General features: G+C 43.9%; 13 protein-coding genes. 1 reads left to right on the forward strand and 12 read right to left on the reverse strand.

Annotated features, from left to right (window positions below; genetic code table 11):
• Nucleotides 1-3: 3 nt before the first annotated feature.
• From HMPREF9624_RS11175 to mreB, 3 genes are all read right to left on the reverse strand, one after another.
• Nucleotides 4-729 carry a ComF family protein gene (locus HMPREF9624_RS11175; protein WP_009537841.1) on the reverse strand — a complete coding sequence of 242 codons (726 nt, stop codon included), beginning with the start codon at nt 727-729 and terminating at the stop codon, nt 4-6.
• The gene (recD2, locus tag HMPREF9624_RS11180) at nt 719-2,992 is read right to left on the reverse strand and encodes an SF1B family DNA helicase RecD2 (RefSeq protein WP_009537842.1); all 2,274 of its coding nucleotides are present in this window, start codon (nt 2,990-2,992) and stop codon (nt 719-721) included. Before recD2 ends, HMPREF9624_RS11175 begins: the two co-directional genes overlap by 11 nt.
• A 73-nt stretch (nt 2,993-3,065) precedes the next feature.
• On the reverse strand, nt 3,066-4,067 hold the full coding sequence (gene mreB / locus HMPREF9624_RS11185; RefSeq protein WP_009428771.1) for a rod shape-determining protein: 1,002 nt from the start codon (nt 4,065-4,067) through the stop codon (nt 3,066-3,068).
• A 213-nt stretch (nt 4,068-4,280) separates the two neighbouring features.
• On the opposite strand from mreB, the gene rsmA reads away from it, so the two are divergent.
• Nucleotides 4,281-5,147: a 16S rRNA (adenine(1518)-N(6)/adenine(1519)-N(6))-dimethyltransferase RsmA gene (gene rsmA, locus HMPREF9624_RS11190; protein WP_009537843.1), complete on the forward strand. Its 867-nt coding sequence runs from the start codon at nt 4,281-4,283 to the stop codon at nt 5,145-5,147.
• On the opposite strand, the gene HMPREF9624_RS11195 is transcribed toward rsmA, so the two are convergent.
• From HMPREF9624_RS11195 to HMPREF9624_RS11235, 9 genes are all read right to left on the reverse strand, one after another.
• Nucleotides 5,136-7,622, reverse strand: a complete 2,487-nt coding sequence (locus HMPREF9624_RS11195; RefSeq protein WP_009537844.1) for a hypothetical protein — start codon at nt 7,620-7,622, stop codon at nt 5,136-5,138. The genes rsmA and HMPREF9624_RS11195 overlap by 12 nt on opposite strands.
• Before the next feature lie 13 nt (nt 7,623-7,635).
• Nucleotides 7,636-8,148, reverse strand: coding sequence for a DUF4446 family protein (locus tag HMPREF9624_RS11200; protein ID WP_009428343.1), 513 nt, complete (start codon nt 8,146-8,148; stop codon nt 7,636-7,638).
• Nucleotides 8,149-9,027: a ParB/RepB/Spo0J family partition protein gene (locus tag HMPREF9624_RS11205; protein ID WP_009537845.1), complete on the reverse strand. Its 879-nt coding sequence runs from the start codon at nt 9,025-9,027 to the stop codon at nt 8,149-8,151.
• Between the two features lie 42 nt (nt 9,028-9,069).
• Nucleotides 9,070-9,828, reverse strand: a complete 759-nt coding sequence (locus HMPREF9624_RS11210; RefSeq protein WP_009537846.1) for a ParA family protein — start codon at nt 9,826-9,828, stop codon at nt 9,070-9,072.
• A gap of 103 nt (nt 9,829-9,931) precedes the next feature.
• On the reverse strand, nt 9,932-10,681 hold the full coding sequence (gene rsmG / locus HMPREF9624_RS11215; protein ID WP_009537847.1) for a 16S rRNA (guanine(527)-N(7))-methyltransferase RsmG: 750 nt from the start codon (nt 10,679-10,681) through the stop codon (nt 9,932-9,934).
• Between the two features lie 111 nt (nt 10,682-10,792).
• On the reverse strand, nt 10,793-12,682 hold the full coding sequence (gene mnmG, locus HMPREF9624_RS11220; RefSeq protein ID WP_009537848.1) for a tRNA uridine-5-carboxymethylaminomethyl(34) synthesis enzyme MnmG: 1,890 nt from the start codon (nt 12,680-12,682) through the stop codon (nt 10,793-10,795).
• 128 nt (nt 12,683-12,810) lie between these two features.
• Nucleotides 12,811-14,178 (reverse strand): tRNA uridine-5-carboxymethylaminomethyl(34) synthesis GTPase MnmE, encoded by a 1,368-nt coding sequence (mnmE, locus tag HMPREF9624_RS11225; protein WP_009537849.1) that lies wholly within the window; start codon nt 14,176-14,178, stop codon nt 12,811-12,813.
• A 249-nt stretch (nt 14,179-14,427) separates the two neighbouring features.
• Nucleotides 14,428-15,462, reverse strand: coding sequence for an RNA-binding cell elongation regulator Jag/EloR (gene jag, locus HMPREF9624_RS11230; protein ID WP_009537850.1), 1,035 nt, complete (start codon nt 15,460-15,462; stop codon nt 14,428-14,430).
• Between the two features lie 18 nt (nt 15,463-15,480).
• Nucleotides 15,481-16,797 carry a YidC/Oxa1 family membrane protein insertase gene (locus tag HMPREF9624_RS11235; RefSeq protein ID WP_009429488.1) on the reverse strand — a complete coding sequence of 439 codons (1,317 nt, stop codon included), beginning with the start codon at nt 16,795-16,797 and terminating at the stop codon, nt 15,481-15,483.
• Nucleotides 16,798-16,802: the final 5 nt, after the last annotated feature.

Here is a 16,802-nt window from a genome sequence, read left to right on the forward strand (position 1 = left end):
TTTCTACCGGTCCGCCCTGGCCGCAATGGCCAGAATATACACTTCTTTTATGCCCCGCTCAAGCAGCTTCCTTGTACAGGCTTCCATTGTAGCACCTGTTGTAAATATATCGTCTACTAACACGATTTTTTTAAGTTCTTCGGGAATCGCCTCACAATCCATTGCGGAAAGAAGATTCTGTAAGCGTTCCACCGGATTTAAATCTTTCAAGGCTTTTGTTTTCTTCTCTCTTTTCAGAAGGTCCGCATACAGCGGAAGGTCACAAGCCTTTGCAAGAGCTTTGCCGATTATTTCGGCTTGATTATATCCTCTTTTTCTTCTTCTGTCTTTATGAATCGGCACGGGAAGAATTGCCTGTATCCCCAGAGCTTCTATTTTTTCCCGAAAATATTCGCCTGCGCGTCTTCCGAAAAACTCGCCCTTGTCCTGCCTACCCTTGTACTTCAATTCCGAAATCGCATCCTCTATCTCTTCCGTTAAGTGGTAGAGAATCATGCCCCCACTAAAAGAAAAATGATGTCGTTTACAATTCTTGCACAGGCTTTCTTCCTCACGCAGAATTCCTCTGCCACAAGATTTGCAGCAGGGTTCCTCCATAAATTGTTCTTTCTCTCGGCAAGAAGGGCAAATGCCGTCTTCCCCATCCTCTAAAATTTCATCGCAAAAAATACAGCGCGGAGGGAAGAGTGCGCCGAGGATACCCTCCTTCCATTTCTCTTTATAATCCATAGGATGCCTCTTCCTCGTTGGAAAAAGGATTTTCTATTCGGTCCGGTGTGGAATTCTTCATCTCCATGAGCTGTTCCCGAAGGCCCGAATAACGTTTCTGCTCCGTCTCATTATGAATCATATCTCGGAACACCCTGGGATCTCCCAGAAGACAAACACAGGACTTTGCTCTTGTGACTGCCGTATACAAAAGATTTCTGGTCATTAAAATTTGCGGTCCTCTGTACATGGGAAGAATCACCGCATCATATTCCGAACCCTGAGACTTATGAATGGTTATGGCGTAAGCCAGTTCCAAATCCTCACAATCGGAAAAGTTGTAGACTACTCTTTTATCATCAAAAAACACGGTCACCGTCTCCGCAAAGTGATTGATTTCCGTAATTCTTCCGATATCTCCGTTAAAAATTCCCTCCCCCTCTTCTATGGGGATATTGAATTTTCCGGGGATTTCCCAAGCAAGCTGATAGTTATTCTTTACCTGCATCACCTTATCCCCTAAGCGAAATACCCTTCCGTAGAGTTCCTTTTCCGCCTTGTTTTTATCCTTTGGGTTCAAACTTTCCTGTAAATACCGATTCAGACTTTCCACTCCGAGTACCCCTTTTTTCTGCGGAGACATGACCTGGATGGAGAGCGTATCAATGTTCAGATATTTAGGCAGTTTTTCCTTCATAAGTACGGCAATATCGGAAAAAATTTTCTCTGCCTGCTCCCCTCTGATAAAAAGGAAGTCTTTGGAACGTTTGGAGAGATCCGGCTCCTTTCCTTCATTGATCTTATGGGCATTGACAACAATATCCGACTCTAAAGCCTGACGGAAGATTTTTTTCAATTGTATGGCCTTTATGCAGCCGGAAGAAAGGATATCTCTCAAAACATTTCCCGCACCGACGGAAGGAAGTTGATTGCTGTCCCCCACGAGAATCAGTCTGGTTCCGGGTTGTATTGCCTTCAGGAGAGCATCCATCAGATAGAGATCCACCATACTCATCTCGTCCACAATGACGACATCCGTATCCAGCGGATTTTCTTCATTTCGCTGAAAGAGGCGATGAAAGCCTTCCTCTTCCTCCTCTCCTTCTTGTCCCATGTATTCGAGAAGGCGGTGCAGCGTTTTTGCCGGATAATTTGTCGCCTCTCCCATGCGCTTAGCTGCCCTTCCCGTAGGCGCTGCCAAAGATATATTTTTTCCTCTTTCCGTAAAGAGCCGCAAAATTGTTTTGATGGTTGTCGTTTTACCGGTTCCGGGTCCTCCCGTAATGACCAAAATACCGGAATGTGCCGCAAGGTATACCGCTTCTTTCTGTAACGAATCCAATTCCGGATTTTCCTTCCGGAACAGACCTTCTATCGCCTGATTCCAGCTTTCCGAATAGGCTTCCTCTTCCGGGACGTCTAAGGCGTGAAGTTTTGCCGCTACACGGCGCTCTCGAAAATAAGTGCCTGCACGATAAACCCGCTCTCCCTGTATTCTAACCCTGCCCTCTATTTGTAAGTCCATCAGTTCCTCTTCGAAGAGGGCAATCTCCATGTCGAGAATCCGTTCCGCCTCTCTCTTCAAAATAGAAACAGGCAGATAGCAGTGTCCCTGAAGTTCTCCCTGAAGGAGGGTATAACTTATTCCCGCATGGATACGGAAGGGAGATTTCTCTCCGATTCCTACCTTTTTTGCTATTTGATCACAGCGTTTAAAGCCGACTCCCTCCAGCTCTTCCGCAATACGATAGGGATTTTCTCTGAGTATCGTATAGATTTCTCCCTGAAAATGCCGGTAAATCTTATAGCAAAGCTGTGTTCCGATTCCCAGCCCCTGTAAGAAAAGAATGGCATCCTGTCGATCCTTTTTCCCTACAAGCTCTGCAGCAATATCCCTTGCCTTTCTTTCCGAAATGCCGTTTATTTCAGCAAGTCTCTCCGGCTCTTCCTCCATAATGCGAAGACTGTCTTCTTTGAATTTTTTTACAATTCGTTTAGCAATGGCCTTTCCTACTCCCTTTATCGCACCGGAGGCCAGGTATTGTTCTATTCCGGAGAGACTGTCGGGTGGGAGCAGTTCATACTCTTCTACGGAAAATTGTTTTCCGTAAACGGAATGCTCCTTCCATCTGCCTCGCATTTTGATTTTTTCCGAGACCGCAATATGGGAGAAGCTTCCCACACATGTAGTTTCTTCTCCCTTATCTTCTATCGTAAAAACCGTATAACCACTCTCTTCGCTTCGAAAAACGATGTGGCTGATGTTTCCCTCTAACTCTTCCATATTCCGTGAATTCCGTCTATCTTACGGTAGTGGACAGGTGCGAAAGGCTTCGCTCTTTACCGGCTCCGGAATTTTAAAAGTCATCATCCTCTCCGGCCATATCAATGGACTTACCTGTTCCGATAGCCACTGCAGTTAACGGGTCTTCCGCAAGCATCGTGGTAATCCCCGTCTTTTCCTGCATAAGTTTATCCAGACCGTAGAGAAGTGCGCCTCCCCCGGTCATGACGATGCCTCTTTCATAAATATCCGCAGCAAGTTCCGGCGGTGTCCTCTCCAAAACATTATGTACCGCATTCACAATCATGCTTGCCGGTTCTACTAAGGCATCCATAATTTCATCGGAGCTTACCACCACCGTCTTCGGAAGTGCCGTCACAAGATTCCTTCCCCGAACCTCCATCGTCACATTCTCCGGACGCTTGCTGGCGCAGCCGATATTTACCTTGATATCCTCTGCCGTTCTCTCTCCAATCAAAAGATTGTGCTTCTTTCTCATATAGCGAAGAATAGCCTCGTCAAAATCATCGCCGGCTATCTTTATGGATTCGGAAACCACAGGTCCGCCTAAAGCAATGACCGCAATGTCCGCGGTTCCGCCTCCAATATCGATAATCATATTTCCTTGCGGTTTGGAAATGTCTATTCCCGCGCCGATTGCCGCTGCTACCGGCTCTTCGATAATGCTTACCTCCCTGGCACCGGCATGGCTCGCCGCATCCATCACGGCCTTCTTCTCCACCTCAGTTGCTCCGCTGGGAATGCAAACACAAATTCTGGGTTTTCTGAGCGTTCTTCTTCCTACCGCCTTATTGATAAAATACTTCAGCATTTCTTCCGTTAAAGTATAGTCGGAAATCACACCCTGGCGAAGGGGACGAACTGCGGAAATATTTTCCGGAGTACGCCCGAGCATCAGCCTTGCATCCTCTCCGTAGGCCACGACGGCATTATTGTCCTTATTTACGGCAATCACGGCAGGCTCCTTTAAAACAACTCCCCTGCCTTTTATATAAACCAAGATACTGGAAGTACCTAAATCAATTCCTATATCATTTGAAATCAGCGAAAACATGGATTCCTCCGTATATTATAGAAAACGAGCTGCATGGAAATACACACAGTTCGGAATATAAAATGTCACTGTTTCTAGTATAGCGGAAAGGGAAAAAAGGGAAAGTATTCTAAGAGAGATATTTTCTCTATATTTTGAAAAGCTCTGTCCTCTCCTTGCTTTCTAAGAGAAAATATGGCAAGATTCTACACAGAAAATTTAGGGGGTAAGAAGATGGCAAAGCTTGTGGATTCAAAGGAAACCATTGCCGTTTTACAGAAGACAAATTTCCAATTCAAAAAACAATTCGGACAAAACTTCTTGATTGATTCTTCGGTTCTGGAGCATATCTTAAGTTTTTCCGAAATCAATAAAGACGACTTAATTATTGAAATCGGTCCCGGAATCGGAACCCTTACGGAAGCTCTTTGCGAGAGGGCGGGATTTGTTGTGGCAATTGAAATCGATGACAAGCTGATTCCCATCCTGGAAGAAAATCTTTCCGCCAAGGATAATTTCAAACTCATTCACGGCGATGCATTGAAAGTCGATTATCTTTCCCTGCTGGAAGAGCATAAGGAGTTTTCTTCCGTCAAGGTGGTGGCCAACCTTCCTTACTACATCACAACGCCTATCCTTATGGACCTTTTGGAGAAAAAGCTTCCGCTTAAGTCCATTACGGTGATGGTGCAGAAGGAAGTGGCGCTTCGGATGAAGGCGGCTCCGGGAACAAAGGACTATGGTGCACTTTCTCTCGCCGTACAATACTATAGCGAGCCCTCCATTGTGCAGGAAGTGCCTCCACACTGCTTTATTCCTCGGCCAAATGTAAGCTCCTCGGTAATTCATCTTCGTTTACATAAAAAAGCACCGGTATCCGTTCAGGATCCGGCGCTCTTATTCAAAACCATTAAATTCTCTTTTATGCAAAGAAGAAAAACCTTGGTGAATGCGCTTGCCTCCGGCTTCCACCTGGATAAAAAGCAACTGCAGGATCTGCTTTCTTCCCTTTCTTATCCGGAAAATGTACGGGGTGAGACCCTCAGCCTAGCCGATTTTTCTTTAATCAGCGATGGAATCCGGGAAATCCTATCCCGGTAAAAAAGCATAAAATGCATTGTGCACCGTATCATAGCGAGCGGCCGCATCCTCTTTGCGAAGCAGTCTCGGGGAGGTGCTTCCGCCAAGGACATAGGTCGTAATCTGACTTCCGTTATAGCCGGTAATCAACTCCCAATTTCCGTCTATCCGAATCATGAGTGGGTATCCCTTTGCCGTATAATAAAGTGCAGCGTTCAGACTTACGCCGTAGAGATTCAGAATCTTCCCCTTATCACTGCTCAGAATGGTTCGTGCATCCGGAATCTCCGCGATAAAGTCCGTTACTTCATCCTCTCTGGTCTTTCCGATAATGACTCCCGGTCTGTCCGTACGATTCCAAAGTATCTCCTGCTTTCCGTCCAGAATATATCCGAAATTATCATAGACAGCGGAAATTGCCGACTCCATATTTTCATGTCGTCCTCTATAGTGTCCGAGAGAGTAAGAAAAAATACCACCCTCTTCCAAACTCTTTTCATGAGCGAGTTCAATCGATCCGGCTTTCTCTATGGAAAATTTTTCCGGGCTGTGCACGGTAAAGCTCTCTGAGCTTTTTCCGAGTAGGGGAAGAAAATAATTCTTTCCCATATTTCCGAGCTGGCGGCTTTCGAGTTTGACATTCTGCCCCTGTTCCGTTTCTTTATTGGATAATACGCTATCCTTTCCGGCATAGTGGTATCCGTTTTCATCATGACTGTACTCATCAAAACGCAATTGATTTCCTGCAATCGTAAAATTCGAAAAGTATAAATTCTCTTTTTTATAGGACAGCTTAACCTCCGAATCTGCCGAAACAATGCGAATTTCCGATACGGGGATTTCTCCCTGCCCGTTCCATTCCGAGCTTTCCTCCGGTAAGGTCACGCCCAGAACCAGGTCATCCTCTATAAATCCCAGGACCTTGAAAAGTCTGTTTTCTTCAAAAATATTCTGACTTTTATCCGTTTTCAAGTTTCGTAAAACTACCGTTTTACTGAGCTCCGATTCTCCGTCTTTCTCTCCGTAAGCTAAGAATTGTCCGCTTTCACTGGATGCCAGCTCGCCCTTTTTCAGGGAAGAAACCAGGCTCAAAACCTCAAAGCTGTTGGTATCAATTCCGTAAACCGTACCGCTGTAGTAAAGATAAAACATCTTGTTTCCGGCATGGTAGGAGAGTCCGGAGAGACTTTCTTCCAATTCCTCCTTATTTTCCATTAAGGGTAAAAAGAAATTTTCCACCACGGTATTTTCCGAATTATCATAGGTGTAGAAGACCAGACCCAAATAGCCCTCGTGCCGCCCTCTACTGATATAGCCATAGACCAGAAAATCCACGTCACCATTATTTTTAACATCCATAATCCGGATACCGTGATCCAGAAAATCTCCGCGAAAGCTGTTATTTTCCTCTGTGAGATAAGTGAAGATACGAGTCAAATCCCTTCCCGTGCCGAGACGATACAGAGCATTCCCCTTTGAAAAAGCATAGAAATTTTTCGTTTCGGAATACTTCGCTTGAATATCCTCCGTACTGTCCACTCCCAGTAAAATATTTTTTTCTCCCAGGCGGAATTTCTGTGTATCAAATATCTCGGTACTTCTTCTATCAAAGTCCATCAGATAAATTCTCTGGCTGTCATAACGCATCACGAAATTGTCTTCATTGAAGAAACGACGGGTATTTCCGTTCTCATCTATAGCGGAAGAGGCGTAGCGAAGCTGAACCATCCCCATAATTCCGTTGATTTCCCTTAAACTGATTTCCGGTTCTCCGTCCAGAATCATCCCGCTGTCTCCCCAGGTAATTTGCTGAAAGGAAGAATGCAAGTTGACATGGGAAAGGTCCGAATCATCCATAGTGTCATCCGATTCCAGATATGTACTTAAGGATCGTGCCTCCGACTTGGAGAAGCTTTTTCTTGTAAAATCTTCTCCAAGAGCAAGCATTTCCTCCGCCATCTTCTCTTTTCCAAGCAAAATCCGGCTGTAATAATAAATGGTATTTTCTCCCATTTCCAAGCTCAGGCGAAGCTGGTATTCTTTTCCTTCCGCAATTAGGTTTTGAATCGGAAGGATCAGTTTCAGCGTTTCTCCTTCTTTGCTAAGTTCCGCTTCCCCATCCTTTTCCAGTAAATCTGTACCGTCCATGCTGCGAATGCTATAGTGTGCAGAGCTGATTGTATTTTTCTTCGGCTCTACCAAAAGTTCCAACTTTCTGTCCGCAGGAAGAACGGCAATACTGTTTCTCACAGCCGATCCCTCGATCTCCTGGTAATAGCCGTGCATCGGATTAATCTTCTTCTCCCCCATTAGAACATAAACATAGGGCAGTTTTGATTCTCCCATATTGGCATACACTCTACTGTTTTTATCCATTGAGCGATAGGCATGAATGAAATAAAAAAGGAGAGCGACAAGAAAAATGCCGCTCAATGCCAGAATTCTAAGCTTCTTTTTTGTCAAAAACTTTTTCTTCTTGTAAAATCCGGTATTCACGAAAGACTATTCCTCACTCTTTCTTCTTTCTATAACCAAGTGCCTCTTCCAAAGCAAGCTTTTCTTCTGCACCGAGTTCGACAGTGGTACTTCCTTTTTCCACTTCTTTGATATAAAGAAATCCTCCTTCATTGGAATGCACGGAATTGAGCACAAACCCCGTGTTGTCATAGTTTAAAATCGCAAGGGCAAAAGATAAGTTTCCTCCTAAGCCGCTGTAAGCATTGTAGCGAATGATTCCGATTTTTTGAAAAGCTGCTCTGTTGTTATTATGAAGCACTTTCAGCATCTCTCTCTGGTCTTCCAGAAGATCTTCCGACTTCTCCACATGTCTTTGCAGCTCCACAAAATAATCCTCCAGTGTTTCTGCATCCTTTCCTCTCATAAAATAATCGTATTGGCGATACAGCTTTTTATACTTTGCCTCCGCTTTTATTGCAAAAAAAAGGGAAAGCAAAGAAAGAAGCAAACTAATCAGGAGAATAATCGAAAAAGAATGGCTCCCTATTTCTTTTATAATACTCATTTATTCTCTACCCTTTCCCTCCAGTAAATCATAGAGGCGTTCCAAGTCTTCTCTGGAATAATACTCTATTTCCACTTTACCCTTACTCTCATTTTTAGGAACAATCTTTACCTTGGTGCCAAGATTCTCTCCCATCCTGCTTTCCAAATCCTTGTAAATACTTGTAAATTGTTTACTTAACGCTTTTCTTCCGTCTTTCTTTTTCTGCGTTTCCTGATTTTGACCGTGCTTTTCCACTTCCCGAACGGAGAGATTCTTCTCCACACATTCTTTTGCAAGCTCCAAACGCTTCTTTCCTTCCGGTATGGCAAGAAGGGCTCTTCCGTGTCCTTCCTTGAGTTTCCCCTCACGGATATAGTTTAGGATTTCTTCTTCCAGCTTCAAAAGACGAAGGCTGTTTGTAATGGTTGTTCTCTTCTTGGACAGTCTCTCCGCAAGCTCTTCCTGGCTTAAATCGTATTCTGTTATCAGGCTCTGATACGCCAGCGCCTCTTCCACAGCATTTAAGTCCTCTCTTTGAATATTTTCAATGATGGCAACTTCCTTGCTGCGTTTTTCATCATAATCCCGAATAAGAACGGGAACTTCCGTAAGTCCCGCAAGCTTTGCAGCGCGAAATCGTCTTTCTCCGGCAATAATCTCATAAAGCGGTCCCTGCTTTTTTACAAGAAGAGGTTGAATTACCCCAAACTGCTTAATACTCTCGGAAAGCTCCTTCAACTCCTCATCGGAGAAGCGCTTTCTGGGCTGAGAAGGGTTCGCCTGGATAAGAGAAAGCTTTAGAAGCTTTGCCTCTTCTCCGGCCTCTTTTTTTTCTATTTTATTGGGATTTGCAGCGAAAAGGCTGTCTACACCTCTCCCTAATCCATGCTTTGCCATAGCTTCTCCTTTATTTTTCTTTATCCTGTTTTTGTGCTTTCCTTATACTTCCTTTTCCAGAATTTCCCCTGCAAGCTTACGGTATGCATCCGCTCCTGTGGAACTGCCGTCATAGAGATTGATTGGCAGGCCATGGCTCGGCGCTTCGGCGAGTCGTACATTTCTAGGAATAATGGTGTCAAAGATTTTTACGTTAAAATGCTCCTTTACCGCACGAACCACATCCTGTGAAAGCAGGTTTCGGCTATCGTACATGGTAAAAAGAATTCCTTCTATGCTTAAAGATTCATTGAGAGCTTCCCGCACTGTTTGAATCGTCTCCAGCATCTGACTTAATCCTTCCAAAGCATAATATTCACACTGAATCGGGATCAGAACCGAATCCGATGCAGTAAGTGCATTAATCGTTAAAGTTCCCAGGCTCGGAGGGCAGTCAATAAAAATATAGTCATAGTTCTTTGCCATTTTATCCAAAATATCTTTTAAAAGATAATTTTTGTTTTCCTCATTGGCAAGCTCCGCATCCATGGCGGCCAGATTTCGATTTCCCGGCAGAAAATCCACATTTTCCACGATTTCCGTATGTAAAATATCCTCTACGGGAAGTTCTCCGCTTAGTACTTCATAAATGCTTTTCTCCGCGTCTCTCACGCCCAATCCGCTTCCCGCATTGCCCTGAGGATCAAAATCGAGAAGCAGGACCTTCTGCTTGGCTTCTCCCAGGGAAGCCGCTAAATTTAATGCGGTAGTCGTTTTTCCAACTCCGCCTTTTTGATTTGCAATGGTAATAATTCTTGCCACTTTCGAACCTTCCCCTTCCAAAATGTTTCACGTGAAACATTTATACTATATCCGTAACAGGCATGCAAGTCTCGAAAAATATCCTTTCAACTTTCTTGAAAATTTAACCCAAAGGTTCCTTGCTTGGCACGCCGGCCTTCCTCGGATATTTTTTTGCCGTATTTTCTATTTTTTGAACAAGGAGCAGAGAACGACCGATATCCGTTTCCGGAAGGGTATATTCCAGAACTTCTTCCAGCTTTCCTCCCAGAAGATGAATAGCCTTCTTTCCCTTCTCCAGCTCCTCCGAAATGTCCTTGGACTTCATGGCCAAAAAGTAGCCGCCTTTCTTTACAAAAGGAAGGTCGTACTCACTTAAGGTGGAGAGGTTTGCTACTGCACGGGAAAAGACCAGATCATACTGTTCTCGAAGTTCCGGTTTTTTCCCCAGATCCTCCGCTCTCCCGTGGTGGAAATCCACTCCTTTCAGTCCCAGTTCCCGCACAACTTCCTCCAAAAAGTGAATTCTCTTTTGCAGTGAATCACTCAAGGAAATGGAAATGCTCGGAAAGGCTATTTTTATGGCAAGACCGGGAAATCCTGCTCCTGTCCCCACGTCCATGCAATGCCTTCCCTCAATCCATTTTGAAAATGTTTCACGTGAAACATTCAGCTTTACCATTGCGAGGGAATCGATAAAATGCTTTACAATCACATCTTCTTCCTCCGTAATGGCTGTAAGATTCATTACCTTATTTTTTTCTACCAGCAAAGTATAGTAGCAGTAAAATTGCTGTAGCTGTTCTTCCTGTAAATCCACACCAAGCTGCTTCGATAAAGCAGAAAGGCGACGAGAAAACTCATCCCTTGCCATAGAATACTCCCCAACTTCTTATCTTCTAGAATTCTTTCCCAATGTATCGTGATTGTTTCATATCCATAGTTCTTATGTATTTTATAGCTTCTTATAAGTTCTTATGATTTTTTAAGACTCTTTTTTATACCTTTCCAGATAGACCAAAAGTACGGAAATATCCGCAGGACTCACGCCGCTGATTCGGGATGCCATGCCGATGTTTTCGGGGCGAATCTTATCCAGCTTCTGTCTTGCCTCAAGGCGCAGGTTTTGCATATTCTGATAGTCCATTTCCTTCGGAAGCTTCTTTTTCTCCAGCTTCTTAAAGGCCTCCACCTGCTGAATCTGTCTCTTGATATAGCCCTCGTACTTGATTTCAATCTCCACTTCCTCACAAATAAAGGGAGAGAGTGTCGGACGCTCCGGGTCGAGCTCCGCCAAATTCTCATAACTGCACTCCGGCCTTTTGCAAAGTTCCAGAAGAGAAACACCGGATTGAATGGGTGAAGAGTTGAGAGCCGTTAATACAGCATTGTTTTTTTCGTTGGCCCCGACATAGGTATTTCCCATCCTTTCCACTTCTTTCTGAATGCTCTCTCTTTTTTCCCGGGTTTTTCGAATCTCCTCTTCGGAAATGAGTCCCAGACGGTAACCTTTTTCCCGAAGGCGAAGATCCGCATTATCCTGCCTGAGCAGGAGACGATATTCCGCACGACTCGTCATCATACGATACGGTTCTTTATTTTCCTTGGTGACCAGATCATCGATTAAAACGCCGATATAGGCTTCTGAGCGGTCCAGCACAAAGGCTTCTTCTCCTCTTAGTCGTTTCACGGCATTCACTCCGGCCATAAAGCCCTGTACGGCAGCTTCCTCATAGCCGGAGGATCCGTTCATTTGTCCTGCAAAGAAAAGGCCGGCGATTCGCTTTGTCTCCAGATTGTTCTTTAATTCCAGAGAATTTAAACAATCGTACTCTATGGCATAGGCATGGCGAACCATTTCCGCCTTTTGGAAACCGGGCATGGTATGAAGAAGGGCAATCTGCACATCCTCCGGAAGAGAAGAGGAAAGTCCGGAAAGGTACATTTCATTCGTATATCTTCCCTCCGGCTCCACAAAAATCTGGTGACGATCCTTTTCCGGAAACTTCATCACCTTGTCTTCTATGGACGGACAGTACCTCGGCCCTGTTCCCTCAATGCTTCCGTTATACATCGGTGCACGATGAATATTTTCCCGAATAAGACTATGTCCTTCCTCGTTCGTATACGTTAAGAAGCAGTCGTCCTGCTCAATCTGTACCGACGCGGGATCCGTTGAGAAAGAAAAGGGCACTACAGGAACATCCCCCTTTTGCACTTCCATCTGAGAAAAGTCGAGACTTCTTTTATCCACTCGGGCCGGCGTTCCGGTTTTAAAGCGAAGGAGAGGAAAGCCCAGCTCCCGAAGACTGTCGCTCAGCTTTTCCGCCCGTCTTAAACCGTTCGGGCCGGTTTTCTCCGAAACTTCACCGTAGATACATCTTGCATTTAAATAGACACCCGTGCAGATAATAACCGCTTTAGCCAAATACTTGGCTCCGGTGCTGCTTTCTACCCCTCTTACTTCTTTCTTCTCCTCATCCGTCAGAATGGATACGACTTCTCCCTGCCGAATATGGACACGCTCCTGATTTTCCAAAACCTGACGCATATTATGTGAATAAAGTTGCTTATCCGCCTGCGCTCTTAGGGAATGCACCGCAGGTCCCTTCGACTTATTCAACATTCTGGACTGAATAAAGGAACGGTCGCAGACCTTTCCCATCTCCCCGCCGAGAGCATCCAATTCTCGCACAAGATGCCCCTTCGAGCTTCCACCGATATTCGGATTGCAGGCCATCATGGAAATGGCATCGGGACTCAGGGTAAAAATCAGCGTTTCCATCCCCATTCTGGCGGAAGCAAGTGCCGCTTCCACTCCGGCATGTCCTGCGCCCACCACAATCACATCATATTTTTCTTCGATTAAAGACATTCTGTTCCTTTCAAATATCTAAGCAAAGATTTTTAGAGGAAGTTTACTGATTCTAAAAATCTTAATTCTTAACAAGTATCGTGCGCAAAGCGTATGGTATCTCATTTTGCAAAAAACGCATTCGCAAGTTATTTTCCCATACAAAACTTTGCAAAAATCTCGTTCACGAGGTCCTCGGAAACTTCTTCTCCCAAAATTCTGCCCAGTGCAATATAGGCACCCATCAAATCAATGCTTAAGAAGTCCTCGGAAAGGGATAAGCTAAGACCGTTTTTCACTTCAAGGAGTGCCCTCTTCGCTTCTTCCAGATCCACTCTCTGTCTTTCACTATGAACAAACAGCTCTGAAGAAAAGGAGAGCGAACCAGAGAAGAAGAGTTCCCGGATTTTTTCTCCAAGCTCCTTTATTCCCGTCCACTGCTTAGCGGAAATCTCGATGACGGGAAGGCCTGTTTTTTCTTCCAGCTCTTTTTTCGTTAAGATGGTTTTTTGATCTGTCTTATTCAGTAAAACAATAGTCTTTTTTCCTTGTACAAGAGAAAGGATTTCCTCATCTTCTTTTTCAAATTCCTTTAAGGCATCCACCACAAAAAGAATTAAGTCTGCGTGTTCTATAGATTTCTTCGCCTTTTCAACTCCAATTCCCTCCACGATATCTTCCGTATTTCGAATGCCTGCGGTATCCATAAGGTGAAGGGAAAGACCGTCCAGACGAATATTTTCTTCTACCGTGTCTCTCGTTGTACCCGGTATATCTGTAACAATCGCTTTTTCCGCACCGACCAGAGCGTTTAAGAGAGAGGATTTTCCGGCATTGGGCTTTCCGACAATTGCGGTATGAATGCCTTCCGTAAGCATTCTTCCTTCCTCACGAAAGCGGAGGAGTTTCTCTATTTCTTGCAATATATACTCCGTGTGCTGAGCACATTTTTCTGAAAAGCCGTCCAGGGAAATGTGTTCCGGGTCATCGAGTGCCGCTTCAATAAAGGCCGTATCCTCTAAGATAAGACTCCTGCATTCCTTGATTTTTTCTCCCAGAGCACCCTGTACCAGAGCTAAGGAACTTTGAATGCCCGCCTCGGTTTTCGACGCAATCAGGTCTGCCACTGCCTCCGCCTGCGATAAATCAATTCTTCCGTTTAAAAAGGCTCTCTTTGTAAATTCTCCCGGCTCTGCGGCTCTTGCCCCATGTTTCAGTGTTAAGGTAAAAATCTTTTGCATGAGAAGCACGCCCCCATGGCAATTGATTTCCACCACATCTTCCCCCGTATAGGACTTGGGTGCTAAAAATGTAGATACCAAAACCTCATCCACTGCTTCCTCTTCATCATAAACAAAGCCATAGCGAATGCGATGACTTTCTCGAATATCCAAAGGCTTTCCACTCTTGGTTCTCAATATTTTTTCTGCAATGGATAGGGCATCCTCTCCGCTTAAACGGATGATGCCGATTCCGCTTTCCACTAGCGCGGTAGCTAAGGCACTGATTGTATCCACAGATTCACCTCCTAAGCTTTTTATTTTACTCATATTCTTTCCGCTTTGCAATCTGCATAAAAAGAGAATCTAAAAACCCCTTTTTAAAAGAATAATTCTGCGATACACAGCTTATCCTTTCAAAAAGGGGTTTTTATTCTTAACAAGTGGCTAAGGCGAAGCCTGAGACCTCTTGTTCTGTTGAAAAATCCGGATTTCTTTATTTTTCGATTCTTTTAAACTACTAAAGCAAACGAGATAACACAAATTTTACTTTTCAGCTCGATTCTCTTTCGGATATTTATTTTTAAATCTTCTATCCTGACGGAATTTTCCGCCATTCTTAAAGAAAATCACAACATGACGGAAAGGATCATCTCCCTCGGATCTTGTAGATACCTGAGAATCATTTTGTAAAGAAGCATGAATGATTCTTCTCTCATACGGATTCATCGGTTCAAGGTTCACGGACTTCTTCGTCTTCTTTACCTTGTAAGCAATATTCTTAGCAAGACTTCTAAGTGTCTGCTCTCTTCTCTTCCTGTAGTCCTCGGTATCCAACTTAACACGAAGATAATCTTCCTTATGATCCTTATTTAAGACCAAGGAGCAAAGATACTGTAAAGAATCCAGAGTCTGTCCCCTTTTCCCAATAAGAATTCCCATATCCGGTCCAACAATATTGATATACAGTTCATTGTTTTCTGCGTGGAAATCCATTTCCAATTCAACCTGCATATCCATCCCTGTTAAAATGGAATTTAAGAACTGCTTCGCCTTTTCCTTGTTTTCTGCGATTTCCTCCGCTGTCAAAGCATGAAATTCTTTCTTTTCTACTGCTTCTTCGGTAGACTTTGTATCGGAGAAAGCTTTATTTTCTCTTCTTTCCCTCTTTTCCTCTCTCGGAGCGGGAATCGGATCATAACCGCCACGACTGAATCCTTTATAAGCTTCCGTTGTCTTCTTGGTAGCTTTCTTATCTTTGGGAAGAACTTCCTTCTCTTCTTTTTTATTTTCGGCGTTTACTTGGTTTCCGGTTTTTTCTTCCGCCTTTTCTTCCTTTTTCAGCTCTACCTGCTTTTTTTCTACAAAAGAGGCTGCTTCTTTCTTTTCTTCCAAAGCAATTTCTGCTTCTTCTTTTACAAAGGCCTCAATAATCCACGGCTTTGCACCGATTCCCAGAATTCCTTTGCTTCCCTGCACAAGCACAGTATAGGAAATTCGATCGGATGTGGTCTGTAACTGGATAGTTGCCTTGGTAATGGCTTCTTCCATAGTCTTTGCGGATACTCTGATTTTATCCATAGCTTGTCCCCCTAAGCTTTATGACTTTTTCTCATGTTTTTCATTGTACAGCTGTACCATATTCGCCTTGCTGGCCAAAGATCCTTCTTTCGCATTTTTATTGTAATATTCTGTAGAATCCTTCGTTTTCTGACTTTGTTTCGCAATACGATCCAAACGATTTTTTTCTTCGGAATCTTCTTTAGCCTGCATGGATTTTAAACGATTTTCTATTGCTTTTTCATCAATAGGAGGTAATCCTCTTTTAGCTCTCTTTTCATTAGCCTTTGCCATAGCTTCCTGTAAAAGCTGCTCATTTGTCTTCTTTCCGAAGTACCAGTTCAAAATGAGCTGCTGAAGTAACATAAACAAGGAAGAAGCAATCCAGTACAAGCCGATACCGGAAGCAAAAGAAAAGCAAAACCATACGGACATCAGAGGCATCATGACATTCATGCTCTTCATCATCTGTGCAGATTGGTCACCTTCTGCCGTCTGCGGCATGCTCTGCTTCTGCATAAGCACGGTGGAAGCCCACTGTGTAAGACCCGCTAAAATAGGAATTAACCAATAAATATTTGGCTTAAATCCATAAGCAGAGGGTGCTGTTGCCAAGTTTAATCCCAAAAAGCTGTTGATTTCCGCAGATTTTGCGGCAGCTGTTTCGATTACCGAACTTGCCTTGGGAAACACTTCCGGAAGCTTTGCCCACTGCGCAGGATTTAATTTATATAAAAAGTCAATTACAAAGTTATGTACTGCCGTGCTGTCATATTTTTGTGGGTCGTCCAAACCTAAGTTGTGTAAAGTCTTTAAAATTGATTTAAGCCCGTTATTTTCTCCGAATGTCACCAAGGCCTGTGCAGCATCCGCTCCACCGATAGCGGAGGACACGGACTCGTATACCACCTTCACAGCCGGTACATAAGCCGGAATATTCATAATGATACGATAAAGAGCAAAGATGATGGGCATCTGCAGAACCAAAGGAAGGCAACCTGCTGTCATAGAGGTGCCGTATTTTTCATAAATAGCCCGCATTTCCGCCTGCTGTGCCATCATAGATGCCTGGTCAGACATATTCTTATATTTTTCCTGAACCGCCTTGATCTCCGGTTGCATAATTTGCATCATCCTGGAGGATTTTTGTTGCTTTAAGGAAGTTGGAAATAATAGAATTCTTGTTACTAAGGTAAATAAAATAATTGCTAAACCGATGTTTGGAATGCCCACTTGCTCTAAAAAGCTGTAAATGACATTCATCACCATACCGAGAAAACTAACGATAAAATTCCAGACCGGCCCAAAAACCGGAAAATTCCACGTATTTTTCGTTAACAAAATTAGATAATTCAAATTTT

This window comes from Oribacterium asaccharolyticum ACB7 (assembly GCF_000238075.1).
Taxonomy (GTDB): Bacteria; Bacillota; Clostridia; order Lachnospirales; family Lachnospiraceae; genus Oribacterium; species Oribacterium asaccharolyticum.